General features: G+C 40.9%; 18 protein-coding genes and 1 pseudogene. 7 read left to right on the plus strand and 12 right to left on the minus strand.

The window, feature by feature from the left end; genetic code table 11:
• Positions 1-491: 491 nt before the first annotated feature.
• From BUB11_RS09230 to BUB11_RS09245, 4 genes are read left to right on the plus strand one after another with little or no spacing between them, the layout of a single operon-like run.
• Entirely contained in the window at positions 492-824 is a 333-nt protein-coding gene (locus BUB11_RS09230) for a PadR family transcriptional regulator (RefSeq protein ID WP_073029478.1), read from the plus strand.
• On the plus strand, positions 817-1188 hold the full coding sequence (locus BUB11_RS09235; RefSeq protein WP_073029479.1) for a DUF1048 domain-containing protein: 372 nt from the start codon (positions 817-819) through the stop codon (positions 1186-1188). The genes BUB11_RS09230 and BUB11_RS09235 overlap by 8 nt, the downstream gene beginning before the upstream one ends.
• Entirely contained in the window at positions 1185-1946 is a 762-nt protein-coding gene (locus tag BUB11_RS09240) for an ABC transporter ATP-binding protein (protein ID WP_073029480.1), read from the plus strand. The genes BUB11_RS09235 and BUB11_RS09240 overlap by 4 nt, the downstream gene beginning before the upstream one ends.
• Positions 1947-2717, plus strand: a complete 771-nt coding sequence (locus tag BUB11_RS09245; RefSeq protein ID WP_073029481.1) for an ABC transporter permease — start codon at positions 1947-1949, stop codon at positions 2715-2717.
• 245 nt (positions 2718-2962) lie between these two features.
• Here BUB11_RS09245 and vanS read toward each other — a convergent pair whose 3' ends face one another.
• Positions 2963-4108 carry a vancomycin resistance histidine kinase VanS gene (vanS, locus tag BUB11_RS09250; protein ID WP_073029482.1) on the minus strand — a complete coding sequence of 382 codons (1146 nt, stop codon included), beginning with the start codon at positions 4106-4108 and terminating at the stop codon, positions 2963-2965.
• Positions 4109-4455: 347 nt separating this feature from the next.
• On the opposite strand from vanS, the gene BUB11_RS09255 reads away from it, so the two are divergent.
• The gene (locus BUB11_RS09255) at positions 4456-5169 is read left to right on the plus strand and encodes a VanZ family protein (RefSeq protein ID WP_084110227.1); all 714 of its coding nucleotides are present in this window, start codon (positions 4456-4458) and stop codon (positions 5167-5169) included.
• A gap of 328 nt (positions 5170-5497) precedes the next feature.
• Here the strand turns inward: BUB11_RS09255 and BUB11_RS09260 are convergent, their stop codons facing one another.
• The 6 genes and pseudogenes from BUB11_RS09260 to BUB11_RS09285 all read right to left on the minus strand — a co-directional run bounded on the left by BUB11_RS09260 (position 5498) and on the right by BUB11_RS09285 (position 10503).
• A complete protein-coding gene (locus BUB11_RS09260; protein ID WP_073029483.1) occupies positions 5498-6475 on the minus strand; it encodes a uroporphyrinogen decarboxylase family protein in 978 nt (325 codons plus the stop codon).
• A 48-nt stretch (positions 6476-6523) separates the two neighbouring features.
• Positions 6524-6631, minus strand: a pseudogene (locus BUB11_RS28230) (cobalamin-binding protein); the annotation flags it as partial.
• Positions 6632-6660: 29 nt separating this feature from the next.
• Positions 6661-7860 carry an MFS transporter gene (locus BUB11_RS09270; protein ID WP_073029484.1) on the minus strand — a complete coding sequence of 400 codons (1200 nt, stop codon included), beginning with the start codon at positions 7858-7860 and terminating at the stop codon, positions 6661-6663.
• A 512-nt stretch (positions 7861-8372) separates the two neighbouring features.
• Positions 8373-8909, minus strand: coding sequence for a sensor histidine kinase (locus tag BUB11_RS09275; protein WP_073029485.1), 537 nt, complete (start codon positions 8907-8909; stop codon positions 8373-8375).
• A 33-nt stretch (positions 8910-8942) separates the two neighbouring features.
• Positions 8943-9830, minus strand: coding sequence for a histidine kinase dimerization/phospho-acceptor domain-containing protein (locus tag BUB11_RS09280; protein ID WP_073029486.1), 888 nt, complete (start codon positions 9828-9830; stop codon positions 8943-8945).
• A gap of 1 nt (position 9831) precedes the next feature.
• Positions 9832-10503 (minus strand): response regulator transcription factor, encoded by a 672-nt coding sequence (locus BUB11_RS09285; protein WP_073029487.1) that lies wholly within the window; start codon positions 10501-10503, stop codon positions 9832-9834.
• A 657-nt stretch (positions 10504-11160) separates the two neighbouring features.
• Here BUB11_RS09285 and BUB11_RS09290 point away from each other — a divergent pair.
• Positions 11161-12102: a cytochrome b/b6 domain-containing protein gene (locus BUB11_RS09290; RefSeq protein ID WP_073029488.1), complete on the plus strand. Its 942-nt coding sequence runs from the start codon at positions 11161-11163 to the stop codon at positions 12100-12102.
• Positions 12103-12824: 722 nt separating this feature from the next.
• On the opposite strand, the gene BUB11_RS09295 is transcribed toward BUB11_RS09290, so the two are convergent.
• Entirely contained in the window at positions 12825-13133 is a 309-nt protein-coding gene (locus tag BUB11_RS09295) for a hypothetical protein (RefSeq protein ID WP_073029489.1), read from the minus strand.
• 135 nt (positions 13134-13268) lie between these two features.
• Positions 13269-13766 carry a hypothetical protein gene (locus BUB11_RS09300; RefSeq protein WP_073029490.1) on the minus strand — a complete coding sequence of 166 codons (498 nt, stop codon included), beginning with the start codon at positions 13764-13766 and terminating at the stop codon, positions 13269-13271.
• Positions 13767-14209: 443 nt separating this feature from the next.
• Here BUB11_RS09300 and BUB11_RS09305 point away from each other — a divergent pair, with 443 nt between their 5' ends.
• A complete protein-coding gene (locus tag BUB11_RS09305; protein ID WP_073029491.1) occupies positions 14210-15478 on the plus strand; it encodes a sensor histidine kinase in 1269 nt (422 codons plus the stop codon).
• Between the two features lie 57 nt (positions 15479-15535).
• Here the strand turns inward: BUB11_RS09305 and BUB11_RS09310 are convergent, their stop codons facing one another.
• From BUB11_RS09310 to BUB11_RS09320, 3 genes are all read right to left on the minus strand, one after another.
• Complete coding sequence (locus BUB11_RS09310; RefSeq protein WP_073029492.1) at positions 15536-17485, minus strand: cell wall-binding repeat-containing protein; 1950 nt, start codon at positions 17483-17485, stop codon at positions 15536-15538.
• 264 nt (positions 17486-17749) lie between these two features.
• Positions 17750-19015 carry a sensor histidine kinase gene (locus BUB11_RS09315; protein ID WP_073029493.1) on the minus strand — a complete coding sequence of 422 codons (1266 nt, stop codon included), beginning with the start codon at positions 19013-19015 and terminating at the stop codon, positions 17750-17752.
• Between the two features lie 604 nt (positions 19016-19619).
• On the minus strand, positions 19620-21402 hold a 1783-nt coding region (locus BUB11_RS09320), incomplete at its 5' end, for a hypothetical protein (RefSeq protein WP_159436920.1).

Below are 21402 nucleotides of genomic sequence, written 5' to 3' on the forward strand. Positions count from 1 at the left end.
TCATGAATTTCAACGATTGAAAAAAGATGTATTTGAAGCACTTGTGAATCATAACAATTGCAGAGTCTTTGCATTGGAGGGCGACTTTGGCGGTTGCGCAAAAGTGAACAATTATATCCTTAGCGATGAGGACCGGCAAAGGAAGCCGTTGCAGAAATCGGTTTTGCTATATATCAAACTTTCATACCTATACCTTCGCATAATGACACTTAAGGGGAAGCAGAGAATTTAAACTCACTGCTTCCCCTTAAGTTCATATGATCTATCCCCGCATGATGTTATCCTGCCAATTCTGTTTGCTTCCCCACTAGTGCTACCTATTTTGTTACCCATAATAATTATAAATGCAAATAGGGCCTGCGCTCCGGCACCGAGATTTCAAAACATATAATCGCATTTTTCGCTTGACAATCGCACTATTGCGTGTTACTTTATAGCAGTAGTAAGTAATACTGAATATCTGCCATACAGAATAGCAAGGGGTGATTGTGATGGAAAACCTAACGGAAATGCTCAAAGGCGTGCTGGAAGGCTGTGTTCTTGAAATCATCAGCCACGAGGAAATCTACGGTTACGAGATCACGCGGCGGCTGAACGCCCTCGGATTTTCGGACGTTGTGGACGGGACAGTTTATACCATCTTGGTGCGGCTTGAGAAAAATAAGCTGGTGGAAATTACGAAAAAGCCATCCGATATGGGACCGCCGCGAAAGTTTTTCGCGCTCAACGATGCGGGGCATGAGGAGCTGCGGAAGTTCTGGGAAAAATGGGAATTTGTCGCCTCGAAAATGAACCAATTAAAGGAGGAGCAATCAAATGTCTGAGTTTTTCAACAATTATTTTAATATCAAACAAATTATTGAGAGCAAGCGCGAATACAAGCAACAGATGGCAAGGGTGGAGGCTCTGCCGAAGGACTATCAGTACGTATTTAAGAAAATACAAGGACACATGTGGAAGTTCGCGGCGGGATCCGGTTATGACATGATGAAGATCCATTATGGACTGATAGAACTGTTCGAAGCCGGTGCGGCGGACGGCAAGCATGTTTTGGAGATTACCGGCGAGGACGTAGCCGCGTTCTGCGACGAGCTTCTGCGCAGCGCCAGCACTTACACAGAAAACTGGCGCGAGTCGCTCAACCGCGACATACTGAAAAAACTCGGAAGGGGGAACGATTCTAAATGAAAGACACCGCTATTCAAGTGAAGGGACTGCAAAAGTCCTACAAACAGCTTCATGTTCTAAAGGGCGTAGATTTGGAGGTGGAAAAGGGCAGTATTTTCGCCCTGCTCGGCTCCAATGGTGCGGGCAAGACAACGATTGTCAAAATCCTCACTACGCTTCTCAAACAAGATAGCGGAACTGCCACCGTCAACGGCTTCGACGTTGCGGCAAAGCCCGACAATGTGCGGCAGTCGATCAGTCTGACCGGGCAATTCGCAGCTGTAGACGAAATCTTGACCGGGCGAGAAAATTTGATCATGATCGCCAAGCTGCGGTACCTCAAAAATCCGCGTCAGGTCGCGGATGATTTACTGAACCGCTTCGGCCTGACCGATGCCGCCGATCGCAGAGTTTCCACCTATTCGGGCGGTATGCGCCGCAGACTCGACATCGCCATGAGCCTGATCGGAAAACCACAGCTTATTTTTCTCGACGAGCCGACCACCGGGCTTGACCCCGAGGCACGCATTGAGGTTTGGAAGGTTGTCAAAGAACTTGCTAATAAGGGCACGACGGTATTCCTGACCACACAGTATTTAGATGAAGCTGAACAGCTCGCCGACAGAATTGCCATTCTTCATGAAGGGAAAATTATCGCTAACGGCACGCTCTCAGACCTGAAAAAGCTGTTCCCGCCCGCGAAGGTTGAGTATGTGGAAAAACAGCCGAGCTTGGAGGAAATATTCCTCGCAATCATCGGCAAAAAGGAGGAGCAGTAAATGGAAATGATCAAGAAACACTTTTTCAGCGATATGAGCATTATGCTTGGACGTTCCATGCGCCATATTTTCCGCAGTATGGACACCATCATCACAGTCACTATCATGCCGATTGCGTTCATGCTGCTGTTTGTCTATGTGTTCGGTGGTGCGATTCAAACCGGTACGGACAACTATGTGAATTACCTGCTGCCCGGCATCCTGCTGATTGCGATTACAAGCGGCATCGCCTATACGGCTTACCGTCTGTTTATGGATATGCAAAGAGGCATCTTCGAACGGTTCCACTCCATGCCGATTGCGCGTTCGGCCGCGCTGTGGGGGCATGTGCTGACCTCACTGGTATCCAATGCGATTTCGTTTGTCGTCATCATTCTCGTAGCGCTCATTATGGGCTTCCGCTCGTCGGCAGGAGTCTTGTCATGGCTTGCCGTGGCCGGTATACTCGCGCTGTTTACGCTGGCCTTGACATGGATCGCGGCGATTGCGGGACTTTCCGCAAAATCAGTGGACGGTGCAAGCGCCTTTTCCTATCCGATTCTCTTCTTGCCGTTTATTAGCTCGGCCTTTGTGCCGACCGAAACGATGCCGTCCGCAGTACGTGCCTTTGCCGAAAACCAGCCGGTGACCTCCATCGTCGAAGCGATCCGCTCCCTGCTGGCGGGGCAGCCCGTCGGAAATGATATTTGGGTTGCGCTTGCATGGTGCCTGGGTATCCTCATTGTTGCATATCTGTTTGCCATGCGCGCATACAAACGGAAAGCAGCTTAATGTTTGCAGGCAGTAATTGAATCTGGGCGTAAAAGCAGCCGCAAGCCATTATGTGATATCTATAATGACTTGCGGCTTATTTATATGAATTTAATCAGCTTAAATGTTAGTTCAAAAAAATTGGCAACTGAATAATCCGGAGTAAATTGAGCCCCCTAAAGCAGAATTCCCTCAAACTATCAGTATGAGGGAACATGTCTCATTTTCAAAATGGGTATTGTCCATCTTATGAACTTAAGATTTTCTTATAACGGAAGCTTTACTGTAAATGTAGTATTTTCCGGGTTGCTTTCCACTGAGATAGTTCCATCGTGAGCCGTGACAATTTCTTGTGCGATTGCCAAACCTAACCCTGCTCCACCGGTGTTTGTGGAACGTGCAGAATCTAATCGGTAAAATTTTTCAAAAATAGTTTCAAGCTTTGCCTGCGGGATTGGATTTCCCTGATTAGTAAACGTTATAACAATAGTTTTGTCCTGCTGCCCGGCAGAAATGTCAATGACGCTGTTTTCACAGCTATAGGCTAGCGCATTTTTCAGAATGTTATTGAACACACGGGCCAGTTTGTCTGCATCTCCCCACAGAGTGAGGCCGTCAGGCACATTGACGGACACCTGCTTTTCCTGTGGAGTCAGCATTGGATAGAATTCATCGGCCATCTGCTGGAGCATGAACAGTAAATTGATTTTTTCTTTATTCAAAACAATCGTTTGTAGATTAAATCTTGTGATCTCAAAAAACTCATTGATAAGTTGCTCTAATCGATTAGCTTTTTCCAGGGTAATACCGACATATTTTGCCTTCTGTTCAGGAGGCATATCAGGAGCTTCATCCAGAAGACTTAAGTATCCTATAACGGAGGTCAGAGGTGTCTTTATATCATGAGCCAAGTAAACTACCAAATCATTTTTGCGCTGCTCCGCATCAAGAGCAGCTTTCTTTTGTTTTTCCAAGTTGTTTTTTATCTGATTAAGCTTATTTTCCATAAAATCCAATTCCGGTGATAATATGATTTCAGCATCGGATTCCTCAGCAAGTCTATCCATTCCAGCACTGACTTCATCGAAATAGTTAGTAAACCAAGAAACTGAAAATTTAAGCAAAATAGCTAAGCATATGAGAATCACAATAAGTGTAATAGCTTCCATATTATTAAGAAATAGAAGATGAGAAAGCATTACAGCATCTCTATCACGCAAAAAAAACGTATTCTTTAAAAATTGTACAATACTATCTCCAACACTGAAGTTTTTTTGAATTATAAAACGCAGGAGGATAACAGTTGCAGCCGTGGCAAAAACAATAAGGAGCATTTGAAAAAATACTTTCCTTTTTAATTTTGTATAATCATTCCTTCGTTTATCTCTCTTATTTTTCAAGTTTATAGCCACCCCCCTACCTCATGGAACAATTCTTCCGAACTGACCACCCGTCCGCGATTGGAACAACAATTGCTTGTTCAGGAATATAAAAGCCTGTCCGATTCGACAATTTCATCTTACCGAAATCAGGCAGGCGATGTTGGAATTTTAGCTTATGAATTTCTTAAGATTTTCTTATCTCGGTATCTGGAGCCTGTGACATACATGTTCTTTGAGACACTACTGGGTCTTAATAGTTGTAAAAATAAAGATAAAACCTATTAAGGAGAAAATCACCCTATCTTAAGGTTTTATTAAGACATCTCTTTTTTAAATATCCTATAATAAACAAGTTAATTACAACGGAGGTGAATTTAGTGATCATTACGATTTTAAGGTTTATTATAGTGTCGATTACATGGTTTATTAGTACTTTGCCATTCTTGATTCCATACCATATACTACTGACCTCTCAAAGCAAAAAGATTGGCAATAAACTGTCAATTGAACATATTGTAATCGTATATATCTTTGTGTACTACCTTACTGGTGTGCTAAGTTTTACTGGTATTCCTTCCATAAGGGACATTGTTTATAACAGCTTTGGAATAATAACACCAAAGGGGTTGAATTTTCCACCGGATGAGATCAATCTGATTCCTTTTTATTGGATTACAGAGGGTGTTCGCCCATACATTGAAAATATATTACTTTTTATACCTCTTGGATTTATGCTTCCATTTATTTGGAAAAAGTATGAAGTGTTACGGAAAACAGCATTATCCGGTATTAAATTCTCTCTTATAATAGAATTGAGTCAATTGTTCAATAGAAGAATAACGGATATTGATGATTTACTGATGAATACTCTCGGAGCGTTAATCGGATGGGTAATTTTCAGGCTGCTGAAAGAACATTTATCAAAATTACAGAACAAGGTTTCTGTCCAAAGTACCAATATCGAAAAAATTCCCTTGCTCCTTCGTGAAGAGGCATGTTTTTATATGGCCATCGCATTCGCCGGTATGTTCTTAGTGTTTTACCCATTTTTAAGATCTTTAATTTACCCTTTTTTGAGATCTGTATTTTAGTTCTTGCTTTTGTGGAAGCACGACAGTAAAGACTGTCTTTTCTGTATTAATGCGCACTACCCCCTCGCCCACAGATGAATTCAAAAGCTTCCAGACTACACATACCCACAGCCCCAGTTTAAAAATTGCCGGTTTTGCGCTGGACTCATCTAGATTAGTCAGACCTCAAAACCGGCAATTTTTAATCATCTTATAGCTTTCTGGTGACCAGATTCAAATTGAATTTTAAGAACAAGAAGGGTCCAGCATTTCTACGCTGAACCCCTTTCTTGTTCTTTGGATTTACTAATTCTGCACTAAATACATCACTTCAAGAAATCCTCAATGATTAGAACATTTCTTTGCTCATTCTGTCAATCGCTTCATTTGTAGAATCGTATACGCCAGGGAATGAACTCCAGCTCCCCCCCTGGGTTAAACAAGGGATAAAGTATAACTTTCCGCAATTCCTGCAGGCCCGCTCAACTTCTTTAGCAATTATTTCGGGTGTCCAACCAGGAAAATCAACGACACCGCTGTCGATATCTCCCATGAAGCTGATTTTGCTGCCATAATTCTTGATAAGTTCAGGCGTGTTGTTGGTTGTCATGACTCCTTGCCAGATGTCTACTCCCATGTCGATCATATAAGGAACTAGGTTAGCTGCGTAAGAATCACTGTGGTGCACAATCAGTTCGACCCCATTTGCCTTATAAAAGCCATATATTTTCTTATAAGCTGGGAGAAAGAACTCTTCAAACATCGCGGGAGAAATGAAAGAGGATTTTTGACTACCCCAATCGTCATGATGGAAAATACAATTAGGATGGATATGATCAATTAATGCCTTTGCATACGCTAACTCATGTTCAGTAAGGTAATTAATTAGCTCATGCATAGCTTCCGGCTCCTCATATAAAGCCATTAATGCATCTTCCATGCTCATAAGATGATGGGTCATTTCAAATACACCAGGTGCAACGAACACTGTTACAAATTCCTCATTCCGATCAACAGCACTTGCATGCTCTACAGCCGCAGCCCAAGCCTCATCCGAAGTTGGAATATCAGGTGCCTTAACGTACTTTTTCCATTGTGTGATATCCTTCAATACTTTGTGTTCATCATCATGCACAGGGAAACCGCCAATTTGACCTTCCGGCCACTTGAATGTTATGCCCCACTCGTTTTTTATCGTCTGACCAGGTTGAGGAAACCTTCCGCCGGGAGCTTCCATTATAAAATGCATAAACTCATATTGTTTCACAAAACGATCGGGGTTTCCGCCTTTAATTGTCTCCAATAAATTTTGTTTCTTTGATAACATATATTCCCCTCCTTAAATCGCAGGCCTATTATTCCCCTTTTACTAATTAAGGTCAACCATGTCTAATCCGGCACTTCCAATCATCATCGAAACGAGTTTCTTGCCGATATCATGAAGATCTCCTTCAACTGTACCGATAATGCATGTACCTAAAATGATGTGCTCTGACCCGCGGAAAGTGGTTTTCAGTTCGCAATATGGGGTTGGGTGGGAGGTTCGACAGGTGCTGATTGTTTTTTGATTGCAAATACTATTAAGAAGAATACTAAGATAGCTAAATATCCTGCTGTCCCAAAGTAGTATTGAAATCTCAAAGTAGTGATATGCAATGGCTCCATAATAGCGGCATAAAAGTATCCGGAAAGGAATCCACCCAGACTCATTCCTGAGACAATTATGGACATAGCCATCGGAGTCTGGCTGGGATGGATTGACGAACCAGCGAGCATATAAATCGATGACATACTAAAGGTTAAGCCAATACCTAAACACACTTCACCAATTATAAATAAGGTTACACTTTGACTAAAAGAAAAAATTATTTGGGAAACTATAAAAAAGACAAGTCCCAGATTAAGAGTCTGCCTCCCTAATTTTTGAAACACTTTACCAAATACTGCTCCGGCAGCCATTCCTCCTACAGTCATAAACATTAGGACTACACCGGCAACAGCAGCATTGGCCTTGATGGTCAAAAGTACAGAAGACATATTTGTAAGTGATGGATAGTCTAAAATTGTAATTATTCCGAATACTATACTCCACCCTATTACTGAAGTAGGCATTTTTAATTTTACCGCTTCAGTCCCTAAAGGCGTTTCTGCCTTCTGAGGCTCCGGAAGGTAAATTAAAACAATAAAAAATGTGATTATACCCAGGGCATGGGCTAGGAAACTGTAATTCCAGTTTACTGAGGCAAGAACACCGCCCAACAATTGGAGCACTATTCCTCCGATATTCATTACAACGCTATTGGTTCCCATGACACTTGCCTGCTTATCAGGCGGCACGAGATTAAAAATCAAAGCACTGTTCAGGGGCATAATAAGCCCTAGACCCAATCCGAAAAGACCTCTAGCTAACAATATGTGGGTGAAATCATGTAAAAAATAAGGAATTGCCCCTGCAATGCTGAACACCAATGATGCAAAGAGCACCAACGTCCTATATTTCACAGATTTCCCTGCAACACTGCCACCTAAAATCGAAACTGGTATAGATACAAGTGCAGGAATCGTGGATACCAGCAATAAAGTACTGAAACTTATATTCGGGAATGCTCCTCCTATACTTGCTATGGCAGGTGTAATGGTTCCGATACCCATAGCAATAAAACCGAAAGAAAATATGGCCAGTAATACTAATGACTGCCTTTTTTCATTCATAATATCTTCCTTTCTATAAAAAAATTATTAACGCAACTCAACCTTAAGCCAACCCAGTGTACTTCTTGTTTACATCCCCCTTTTAATTATTTGTATATACATCTATATGTCTATATATTCATAATAGTATGAAATAAAAAATTGTCAAGCATAATTTTGCCTATATATAGTAAATTCTGATTAGTTTCTCATGATCTCTCCGTCCACTAGAGATTCTTAAGACTGTCGGGGGCGCCCTGTCTGCTTCCTCTATTACTGAGCGTCTTTAAGGGCGCGGATAGTGCAGTTCATACTTAGTAATGTTGAAATATCCTTGGTTTGTTACGCTTTAGGCATAAAGAAAGAGCGACTTTCGCCGCCCCTCGGTTATATTATGCTTGTTGTGTACAAATTCTAAAAACAATACTTAGCCAGTTAGTTGGTTTTACTTTTAGGCTAAAACCAAAAGGGTCAAGGTTAAAAGTGACTTGGCAAAAGCCATGTCTTAATCTTTACCCTCCTGTGCACTATCTCTAGCTGTAAGGTAACCATATGGTAACACATGTCCCTCTTCCTCGCTCGCTTTGAATATCTATTGTCCCTCCGTGGTTCTTTACAATAGACTGACAAATAGATAACCCTAATCCGCTCCCTCCTCCGTCACGCCTGCGGGCGCCATCCGACCTATAAAACCGCTCAAAAATATGAGGTAAATCCTGGGGGTTGATGCCGATACCTGTGTCTCTGATCGTTATTTCCGCACCTCCACGACTTTCCATATTACTTCTGTCACGTAAAATCAATTCTATTAGCCCTCCTGCAGGAGTATATCGAATGCTGTTATGTAAAAGGTTTCTCAACAATCGTTCTATTGCCAATTGGTTACAGTCTACCCGTAAGTCTTTCTCCAAGTTCATAATTAGTGTGACTTGGTTTTGTTCTGCTAATTCCCCAAATTCACTATTTACTCTTTGCAGCAAGGGTCCCAAGGGAATTGCTTGTTCTATCTCCATTTTCAATCCACTGTCAAACTTAGCCAGAGCAAGAAGATTGTCTGTTAAAGAGCCCATGTATTCTGCCTCTGTTAGACATCCCTTTAGGGCCTAAATATAGTCCTTTTCGCTTCGTTGTTGTCGTAGAGTTATCTCTAGCTCGGAACGAAGGGCGCTTAAGGGAGTGCGTAAATCGTGAGCAGCATCATTCACGAACCTGGTTTGGGTCACAAAGGCCGTTTCCAGCCGTTTTAGCATCGCATTTAATACCTCCACCAGATGGTTTAGTGTGGCATCACTAACAGGAACCTCAATCCTGGCAGTTAAAGTGCTCCCGTCTATTTCCTCTGCCACGGCAATAATTTTGCGTAGCGGTTTAAAGGTGTTCCACACCAAATAGGCTGAAATACCAACCACAACAATTACAGCTCCCAAAGACGTTGCGAGCAATATTTTCCCTAAATTTAGCAGCATTTTAGCATTTTCCGTTACAGGCAGGCCGACTTGAAGTACATAATTTTCGTCTTTGCCCTCAGACAAAGGCCAGTAGATAATTCGCACTCCTCCCTTTTCGGGCCAAAAAGAATGCGACCAATCTGGAAGTACGGAAACATCCAAACGTCCATGATGCCCATGGCGCTCAACTGCATCCGTAAAAATTTCTCCTCCACGTAAAGCCTGCTGTAACAAATCACCTTCCACAGGAAGAAGAACCTCTTGATTCGATGCATAGACCACTGTTCCCTGGCTGTCTACCACTTGTATGTAGGCCTGAGGCTCCTCACCCTTCCTGACCGGTAATTCTTGAGACCAATCTTTGGTAGGCAAACTATCCGCAATTGATCGGGCCAAGGAAGTTAGTGCCGAGTCTACACTGCTTTTCAATAAGTAATCAGTCGTCACATAGGACGCAAGTAGGGCCATGAAAAGCACCGTGATAAATACGGTGCCAGTTATCACCGCAAGACGCAAGGGTAAGCTATTTTTCCACAGGCGCAAATCATACTACCTCCAAACGATAGCCCACACCGCGGATAGTTTTGAGCCATACGCGATCGTCGATTAACCTTAGTTTTTTTCTCAGATTTTTGATCTGAGCTTCAATTGTGTTATCGGAAGCTTCCCAGGGCTCTTTCCAACACTGTTCAGCCAGAGTCTCCTTACCTAGTATCTGGCCCGGATGACATATGAAGAGGTCCATAAGATCATATTCTAGCCTGTTCAACATTACCGAACGCTCTTGAAGGGTAAGAAGCCTGGTCTGAGGGTTAAGTTCCAAGTTTCCAGCTTTAATGACAGAGCTAGTGTTAAGACTACCGCGTCGTTGCAAAGCTTCAATCCTAGCTAATAATTCATCAAAGGCAAAAGGTTTGCAAAGGTAATCATCCGCTCCCGCCTTTAGGCCAGTGACCCTGTCAGAAACAGCATCCAAGGCGGTTAGCATAAGTACAGGCGTATTACAGTTTCCCTGCCTCCATTTTTGCAACAACTCTTCACCCCGTATATCCGGTAACATGCGATCTAAAACAATCACCCCGTAAGTACGAGTGAGATGAAAAAGCTCCGCTTCATTCCCATCCATCGCACGGTCAATCTGATATCCCTCCTCACGTAAACCACGAACTATGATTTCTCCCAGGTGTGCATCGTCTTCCACAAGTAAAATCCGCACTGTCGTCCTCCTTTATGTAAATACCTACTTGGCATTCGCCCAGAGAGTAGGAAAAGAGAATGCAAGCTAAATGCTTCTATTAAATTCCTTTACGCTCATGAAATTCTGTATTATATAAGCAACAACTATCATACTTCCTGTACTCCAGTATATCATTTCATCCACTCGGTGGGCCTGTCTGTCCCAATATCTATTTCATGCCATTTTGCGAGAAAATACACAATATATTTTTAGCCTTCCTACCCATTCAGCAGTAGTAATTAGCTGCACATTCATGGTTGGATTCATAGCCTCAAACAGTATACCAACGACCTTCTTCATAATTCAGCCACACTACGAAGCCTGGATAGTGGATTGTTTGGGATTCAGCTGGATTTGGGTGTAATCTGAATTTAAAGGAGTCGAGGGAGTCTTATTTTTTGGCCATGATATTAACTATAATTGACTAAACTGAAATCAACCTGAAATGTCATTATCCACTCTTTCTCTTTAAACCCAATGAGTTTCAGAAACGATAAAGCTGAGATTCAGCTAAATCTCAGCTTTATTTCAGCTTTATTTCAGATTGTAATTACATAATATTATTGTCTTACAGCTAGATATTGGGAGCGCAACTGAAAATTAAAAAACTCATTGGGATTGAAAGGAGTAGATAAGATGAATAGTAAAACCTCAATAAAGATAGTACTTGATTTCCTCATGACAGTGGTGTTTTTACTTTTGCTAGATGCTCATGGTACAGGACTTGTCTTCCATGAAATTGCGGGGCTTTCTATCTTTGCCCTTTTTATGACCCATATCCTATTGAACTGGTCGTGGGTTAAAACCTTCACCCAAAACTTGTTCAGCACAAAATTCAAGATGAAACCTAGGTTAATGTACGTTTTAAATTTAGGATTGGTACTGGGTATTAGCATCATAACCATCACCGGGATTCTTATTTCCCGAGTGATTTTCCCCTCTGGATCAATTGAAAATTCGGTTCTCCTTGTTACCGTGCATAAATTGGTTTCATATGCCTTCCTAGGACTTATAGCAACACATATTTTGTTACATCGGAAATATATTTTGGCGTCTATGCGCAATATGGTTACTCATGGTGAAATGAAAACAGTACTAGCTCTGGGAACAGCGGTAGTTATTGGCTTATTTTTCACTAAAACCATCCTAGGGTCTGATAAGAGGCTAAGCTACACCACTACACCTCCAACTGTTTCGTCGCGGAATTCAACGAACCCCCAAACAAAAGATGATCAAACAAACGCAACACTCCAAGACACACAAGAGGATGGACAAACGGTGAGTCTATCAGACTTCCTTGGGAACATGTTTTGCACAGGCTGTAGTAAACACTGTTCCTTATTAAACCTAAGATGTGACAAGGGCGACGCACAGCTGCAGGTTGCTAAAACTAAATATCAAAACCTATATGGCCAAGCTGTATCTAACACAACAATAGAAGACACGCAAGAGAATAGCCAAAATTCCAACATAACCCCGAAAGACATGGAATTGAATGACCAAAGAGAAAATGATCGTTTCTTCAGAGATGAAAAGCCAAGAAAGAACGTACGACAGAAACAGAGAGGTTCTCATTAATCAGCTTTCCGGCAAATGTAGATTTCCCAAGCCAACCGCAAGAAGAACAACGGATATTACACCCGTAATGGTTTTAGTTTTAGTATTCTTATTCATTTACAAGGACACTTCCCTGGACGCTTTAATCTATAATTTACAGTCCCAGGAAAAAGAATTGTGCTAATAATTAAACTACTTTTGTTTTTAATAATTTCATCAAAGCAAAACCTCCTTTTATATTGTGATATAATTGGTTTTTTAATTATTGGTAGCTATTCCTAATTATAAAACTTTTACAAAAATATGTCGTTAACAAATCGTACTCCCTCAGAATTTAGTTTCACCTTTGACTCACTAGTTTCTTTTTTAGTTATTTACTAGAATTTGTTGGAGCACCAGGAATTGCACACAGAATCATTACCAAACAAGGTAACCAAGTAGGTGAACTCGTTCAGCTAAAGCTGAACATCGGGGCTTCGGTAGGGGATTCTACCCCCACCGAAGTAGAAATCGGAACACCCACTTAAAGAAGTGGGTGTCTTAATCTAATCCAACTACTGATATGTCGTTCTTACGTCATGAAATGTAAATTTATCCGTTTTTCGTTACAGTTCTGGTATAAGGAGATGTCTGATAATAAAGCACCTGCAAGCATAGGTAAGCGCTTAACGAACTTCTCCCCGAAACGCGAAACTAGACCTAGGAGAGCTTGTCTCTCTCCTAGGTCTAGTTTTCCTTTTTGCTTAGGTGTATGGGATTAGCTTTCTCTTATCCCCTTTATTTGTGAAGGGCACCGAAACTCTTTGCCTCATATTTGTGTTTAATTCTGCGATTAAATTATCTGTCTCAGTTAATATTGCGTCTAAGTCAGCACCGTGAGCGGAGGATAGCTCTTTGATCATAGAGTTAAATGTTTGACTGGTAGCATTAACGGCATTTAATTCTGTTAATGTTAATTCATCTTTATCCCAACCATTTTTAATTGCTAAAGTTACAACCTCATTATAAACCTCTAAAAGTTTTGTATTCTTGCCCTCAAGTTCCTTTAACATTCTAAGTTCCTCCATTACAGTTGCATCCTTGGAATCGGAGGGTTTTGCTGCTTCTTGGGAAGCTGATGGCTTTTCTGGTGCTGATGGTAATTGTCCCTAGCTAATCTTTACTTTTTGGCATAAACACCACTTATGCTACTTGGCATCTTCTACTTTATGTTCCTTTTTCAAGGCTTCTAAGTCTGTCGAATAATTATTCGGTTTCTCTGATATGTTTTTTAACTTTTCATTTAAAGTGTCCATTAATGTAAGATCATTGTTTTTACCTGCTTCAAATACCTGCAGTAACAATTTAAATGACTCATCTTGTTGAGTGATTACTTCAATATATTCACTGTGTACTTTACGCACTTCTTCTGTTGCAGGAATAATTGCTTTTGCTTTTGTAAGCAGTTCATTAGAAGCAGGAATTATTACATCTTTTAATTTAACCGCTCCCGCTGCATCATCAACATTCTTTTCCACACTTACTTCATATTCTTTACTTACCTTGTCTTGCAACTCGAGCAAAGTTGGCATTTGATTGTTTATATAATTAATTAAGTCCTCTTGCACTGGATCGGTTTTACCACACCCTATTAACATAGTAATACTGATAAGCAATATAGCAATTGTTGCCAAACCTTTTCTCATTTAAATAATCTCCCCTTTATTAAATATACCATTTTATACCATGTTTTTTTGATTTGAAGGATACTGAGATATCCGAATATACATTATTCCATGATATCTAATCTAAATTTACAACTTGAATTGTAATTACTACGAGTTATAATCCCTCCTTTTCAGTAATAATTACTTATACCGAATTCTGCATTTTTCTTTTTTCCTGTGGCATCATTATAATCTTATAAACTGATTTAAAATTCTACTCCTACATGAAATGTTGCTTTTTGGTAATGAAATGTAATTGTTGGCGTTTCTTATTGCACAAATCTGGTATAATAAATTCTAAATATTGAATGGAACTTAGATGACAGGATGAAAATTGCTACCTGCAAGACGGAAAACTGGAGTTTTTGCAGATTAGTTGGCTCGCAGATGAATGATTGGAAGTTAATTGGAGGAAAAAAAGTATGATGGATTATATTAGGGTAATTTTCAGTCTTATCTTCGCAATCAGCGTGATGTATATGCTCTTAGATTGCGAAATTAGACACAAGAAGAACCGCTATCTGTTGGGGCTTTATGCTACTGCCGTGCTAATTTGTGATGGTTTTGTTTTGCTCAATTTCGGGTATTCACATTTCATGAGACTATACCCCCTTATTGTCCACCTTCCGGTATTTTTAGCCTTTGTGTTTATCTCAAAGTTCAAACCAATCAAGGTATTTTTTGTTCTTTGGACACTCGTTGCTTTAACCACTTCGTTCTCATTGGTTGGACTTATTATTTCATATTTTTTTGGCTCCAGCATGGAAATTGTCAACATTGTTGTCTATATCCTGTATCTCCCCACAGGGTTTATGATTTACAAGCATATCCGTCCATCATTTCTTTATATGATGCGCAACACCGATAAAGGCTGGTTAGGATTTAGCATGATCCCTATTTCATACTCCGTGCTTATTTATTCTATCGGAACTTATGATTTGGACAAAGTGGTCACTATATTCAATGTAGAGACTGCTGTTCTGCTCTTTATTTTGGTTTTTTCAGCTTATTTTCTGATTCTGAGATTTTTCAAACAAACCAGAGAACAGCTCACCCTGCAAAACGAACAGAATTTATTAATGACTCAAGTAGCCGCAGCACAGCTTCATTTTGAAGCATTGGAAGAATCACAAGAAAAAACAATGCTGTATCGCCACGATATGCGACACCATTTGAATATGATCAATTCCTATCTTGTAGACAACAACAAGGAAGCGGCGCAAAACTATATTACAGAGGTCGAAAGAAGCATCGAGTGTGCTGTGGTCGAAAAATATTGCAGTAACTATACGGTTAATTTGATTTTATCTTCTTATATTACGAATGCTAAGAATGAACTAATTACTGTTGAAACTCAGATCAATCTCCCTGAGAATAACGAAGTATCCGATATGGACCTTTGCGTTATTTTCGCCAATGCTATTGAAAATGCGATAAATGCCTGTAAAAACATTCCGAACCCAAAAGACAGAGCCTTAAAAATTGTTTGCAAAACCAAAAACAATAAGTCCTTCATCCAAATCACCAACAGCTACGAAGACAAGGTAGAGTTTGTTGACGACATGCCGGTAAGCACGGAAGAAAACCATGGCCTTGGCACGAAAAGCATTGCAGCGGTAGCACAAAAATACGGTGGAGTGTATGCATTCACAGCCCAAGATGGACTATTTCAGACCTGCATTATACTGTAATGAGCCTAATTTTCGTTTTATTGGTTTTTCCATCAACAATGATAAGTGAAATACGTTTTACTGTTCCGGAAGCGCTATAGCCTCTTGTGCAAAAAACAATCCAGTATCCTTTACCCTTTCCCAAACATCATCAAACCCTGAATCAGGATAAGGAATTTCGCTGCGATATGGACAGAGTTCAAGTGTAAAGGTCGGAATTTTTAGTGACCGGGTCCAATCCGCAATCCCAGCACCCCAATTTCCTGAGGTATGTATTTCCCCTCCTTTTTCATATCCGGTGAGGCTTACAAGTCTGTTTGTCATCGGTTCTAATAGATGTTTAAAAGAACCGCAGTTTTTATCTGACCAAAAAATATACTCGCCTTGGGTATGATAGGACACGACAATCTTAAAGCTATTATTTTTAACTAGATCCATGACAGCCATTACTTCAGGTTCGGTCATCGGTTGCGTTCCTTTATAGTTTTGTGAACTTGGAACCTTGGTATCGCTTGATTTTACATCCCAACCTACCGGAAAATTTCGATTGAGGTCTACGCCGTTGATATTCGCCTTCCAACTGGCAAAACCCAATTGTGGATAAAATTGACGCATTTGCTTAACTTTTTGAGGATTATTTACGGCAGATAACCCGTTTTGCACTAAATTGACCCCGTCCGGATTGACCATGGGCACGATGTAGAGTGTTACATTGTCCAAAAGCGTTTTGACATTATAATTATCGAATGCTTCATCGTACGTATAGGCATAGGCGTATTCATCAATCATTTTCATCAGGAAAGAGGTCGTCATATATTCCCTGGCATGCATACTGCCATTCAGAAAGACTTTCTTTTCTCCCTTGCCAAGTTTAAGGAGTAACAGCTCTCTATTTTCTACAGATTGGCCTATAGTTTCTAATTGTACAACCTCAGGATAAAGTTCTTGAATTTTTGCCACGTCCTTGCGCATTTGCTCATAGCTATATTCTACATAAGGATTGACTACACTGCTTTTCTGCCTCAATCCTCTTACTAATTCAGCCGATAAAGCCTGCGTCCCACCGAAGCAGGTGATATTTGATACTGTTTGAAAATTGGAAAGTTCTTGAACCTGTGCACTAGGGTTGATTAGTAATATAGGGGCTTTGGTTTGGGCGGCGAGCATGCCTCCCGTTATAGCATCCGGGAATTGGAGACCGGATGCTATATAAATATTGGAAGCATCTGGAGCAAAATAATTGGCGATCTGACGCGAGGTATCATATCTGTCTTTGCCGGCGAATCGTATGAATTCCGCTTCCGGTTGAATCAGCTTTAACTCCGCTTCCACTTCAGCAGATACTGCCCCTGTTCCCCCGGCAATATAGAATTGGGAAGGTTTAATTGAGCATATATATTCTCGAATTGAATCCGGTAGTTGATTGTTCTCGCTAAAAAGTATCGGCCAGCCATTGGCTGCAGCAAAGCTGGAGATCGATAGCGCATCGGGAAAATTTTCACTAGTGGTAATAACAATCGGTGTCCCTATCTTCACACTCAATTCTTTGGCAATCAAATGGTCTGTTTCAATCTTGTTTTCACCGCTGATTCTCGTAATGTTTGCACACCCGATATCCGCTAATTTACTCTCAAAATCTTTTCCTATCTGATCGCTGTCCCCCACAAGGTAGACCATGCCGACAGTATTTAAGTGCTTGGCAATGAAATCAAAGGCTTCTTTTGTTTGATTGGCACTGGGCCCTACTAAAAGAAATGCTGCTTTTTTTTGATACGCTAAAACTGCTGCCGGAATAGCATTCGCATAACTATTACCAGGAACAAGGACAATATTTTCTACGGTATCGTTGCTATATTTTTCAGCAATCGCTTTGGCTGTTTCATACCTATCTGCACCCCAAATCCTTGTGACTTCAGGTGTTTGTGTTAGATTTATTGAGGGGTTGGCTGCAATCGTGCAGGTGTTAAATAGCATAAAACTTGTTACAGCAAGTACAGTAATGAATACCTTAATACTATTTCTTTTCATCAATACTCCCCTTACAATATAATTCTCACAGGCATTGATCGCGTATTTCTCAGGCTAAAACTGCTTTTCCTCAGAATCCACGTTAAATGTTATTGGCTTTGTCGTTCATTGTGTTTTTTACCTCCAATTTTTTTATCGTCATAACAACTGACATAGCAATTATAATCTAAAAAGCTTTCTACATTTCATCACCTGCATGAGATGTATCTTTTACGTCATCAAATGTACAAACAGGTGCATCGTCAAAGGACATAAAATCTCCCCTCACAAAATAACTCTCGCCTTAAAAACCCCACGTTCTGCGGTAAAGGAGCACAAGCCACTATATTTTTGCACAGTTGCGGCTATGCTTTTTGTTCCAAATCCGTGGTTTTCTTCCGCACTGATGGGCATATCCTCCACGAATTCGACCTCGCCGACGAAGTTGTTCGTCACTTGAATTAACAGCCGATCATTTTTAGGCTTGCAGCTTATGTCGACCCTTCTAGCATTACTATCTTTGATATTCATACAGGCTTTGATTGCATTTTCTATGGCATTCGATAGAATAATACACAAATCCATATCGGAGACTTCACTGTCCTTCGGAATATAGACCTGAGACTCTACCATAATGTTCTTATTTTTAGCCATATTTATATAGGCCGATAAAATTAAATTTACAGCATTGTTGTCGCAATATTTGATTGTTTCTGTGTTAATTATGTTTTTTTCAATTTCACTAATATATTTTTTAATTTCACTAAGTTTATTCTCATCTAAATAACCCTTAATCAGGTGTAAATGGCGGCGCAGGTCATGGCGATATATAATTGCTCTTTCCTCTGATTCTTTGATCGTATCAGAACGCTCCTGGATGGCAGACACCTGCATCGCTAAAATAGTTTGCTGGTTCTGCAGAATAAATTGTTCTCTGGTTTGCCTAAAAAGACGCAAAATTAGCACATAAGCTGCTATGATCAAAATAGCAACCGATGTGTCAAGCCATAAAATCGGAGCCTCTCTCACGATCGTTACGTCATACCTTCCAAGTAAATAGGTAAATGCATTGTAGGAAAGCGGTATTAAGCAAAACATCCCCCAGCCCTTTTGTGTATTGCGCAGCATATACACAAATAACGGACGAAAATACTTATAAACAATCACTGTGATGGGTAGGTACAGAGTTAAGCAAACAATCCTTAAGATCACATTATTGTAGCCAATAAAAGTCGAAACAATATGCCCGATCAACATCGGAGGGGAGGATAAAACAATTACGGTCAAAAGAACAAATAAAAGTTTTATTCCTTTATACTTCGAAATGAACCAGAATCCTATAAATAACGGCACCTGAACAAAAATCGGGTACAGAATCATGAGACTCTGATAACCCAAGCTTTGCCAAACAAAGCCACCACAGAGTAGTAATAGTGTCATTAATATCCCCATCAAGTAGATATCCTTTTTGCGCTTTACTTCAAAGTCCAACAGCATGTACATTAAGGTAATACTATACCCAATGGTAACAAAAAATTCTATTAGCTCCATCGCACCATACTACCTCCATATGCAAACGACTAATCTGCCTATTTCTCGGCAATTTTGTCTATTTATACTTTATTACTTCGCTTACATTTATTCAATCCAGTACAGTTACATCTCATGACGTAATAACGACAAGTCGTGTTTGGCAAATGACAGAACCTACATCCGTCGTTTAGATGTTTACTGGTTCGCTCAAACGGCAGCCTGTGTAGAGCCGAAGGTTAACGACTAAGCGGTTTCTCTGTGTGGTTGTAGTAGGGTCTGAGATGTAGGCATGATACGCTTAACAGTTCACCAGCGAACTTTTGCAGTTAGCCACGTCAAGTTTTGCAGCGGGTCTCACCCGCAAAGACACAAATAGATCCGACCACCCTGAAGGGCGCTCGGATCTATTTTGTACAATTATCAGAATTGTTTCTGATTGTCTGAAGGTACTGCCCCGTGGAGGAAAAGGATACCTTCGATCAAACTTCGGAGGTCTTTTCCGACCCAACAATTACCCAAAGAAAAGTCCCCTGCTGAGCCGTTGCTTGCTCCCGCAGGGGAACTGTTCTTTTTCAATTTGGTTTTTAGTATACCATAAGTTGTTACATCTGTTATTTGATTATTAGTCTAAGATCCACGTTATCGAAATATCACTCACTGGATTCGCCTGCACAGTGTTAAAAATATTCCATCCTTGTGCGGCATTTAAGGTATCCGTATTATCGATAGATGCCATCGAACCAATTCTAACGAAATCCTCATCCGTCAATGCTATTATTAGCTTATCCTCATTATAGTTGTATTCACCAAAATATGGATTGTTAATATCAGGAGTAAACCTATAAGTACCTGCTAGGGAATAGCTCTCCCCGTTGGTATTCTTAATACTTATCTTACTAAAATCGAAAGTTGAACCAATCCCAATATCACTTACACTAATTATTATGCAGGGAACGTGATAGGTACCAAAATCAATATCAATGGCTACTGCATTGACTTCCTCAGGCGCTACTACTGCTGCTGTTGCTACAATTCCGTTTCCTGTTGCGTCGGTTGATGTTGCTACTACGATGAGGTATTTGCCAACATCCCCTGCAACCGGTGTATAGGTCGTGCCTGTTCCTCGTGATGTATCTGTTCCTGACTCGTAAATCGCATTTACGGAACTATACCAGGTGTAAGTTAAATGTGTTACTGTTGTCAGGCTTCCTGCACCTACCGTCATCTGGGTGCCATATGTTGCCGGCGTCCCATCCGTAAATGCCGGAGATCCACTTTGAGCTGATAACGCTGGCGGTATCACGACATACAATCTCTTGGAAATTGGCGTTCTCGTTCCTTTGTTTAGATTTAGCAATATGGCTATTTGTCTCGATTCTACGTCTGTATAGGTAATTGCTCCAAGCGCTCCTATTTTATCAGAATCAGTTAAACCCAGTGTTATTGTTACACCTGCTACTGCCGAATCTACCACGTTACTGGCCATCATTAATATATTCGTATCTGTTCCATATACAGGTCGCATGATTTTTGAATCATGTGAATCATCCCATACAGCATCTAATGCATTCCAAGCTGTCATTAAGTCTACATCATCCTGGGTCAAATCTGTAATTGCTACTGCCAGACAGCTTGTTGAATTGCCCTCTGCATTGTAGCTATAAATCAGGTAATGAGTTGCTCCTGCTGGTAATGCTGTATTTGCAGCTACTGGCTGTGATGCTGTAGCCGGGTTTGCTACCGTATACTGTACTTCCGATGTTCCTGCCAAGATGGTTGTGGCATTGGATCCCCAGTAGATCTTGTATCCGGTTATTCCTGTTGGTGGTGATGCTGCTGTCCAGGCTATGGTTCCTGCTACCTGATTCGCATCTACATCTGTATCCGTAAAACTTCCGTCGGTTGCTAGTACTGTTGGCACTGCCACAACTGTTATTCCTACCGTTGCCGCTGCCGGAGCGATAAAGCCTGCCGCAAATGTTGCTTGAGCCGGTGCGACTGTGTAAACTTTTCCTACTGCACCAACGTTATTCGTCACGGTGATGGTTGCTGTCGTATTAGCATTTGATAAAACAACTCCTGTTATTGCTCCTAATTCCGCCCCATTTGCTCCGGAAATTGTCCAGTTACTTACCGTTGAAGCTGCCGCGGCAAAGGTTCCAGTTGTCAGGGTATATGTGATTGTCATGGTGCCTGCTGTTGCTGCTGCTCCACCTACTGCCGTGGTAACCTTTGTCCATGGTCCAGTTTGAGTTCCGGTATACGTGCCTGCACCGCCTGACACATACGCATCCCTGAAGTTGTTGTTGTAGGTGCTGTCGGGGAAGGAAAGCAAAAGCAAGTAATCACCAATAGTAACACCCGAGCCTATAGTTATACTGGTAAGGAAGTTCTTCAGGAACGCA

It is taken from the genome of Desulfosporosinus lacus DSM 15449 (assembly GCF_900129935.1).
GTDB lineage: Bacteria > Bacillota > Desulfitobacteriia > Desulfitobacteriales > Desulfitobacteriaceae > Desulfosporosinus > Desulfosporosinus lacus.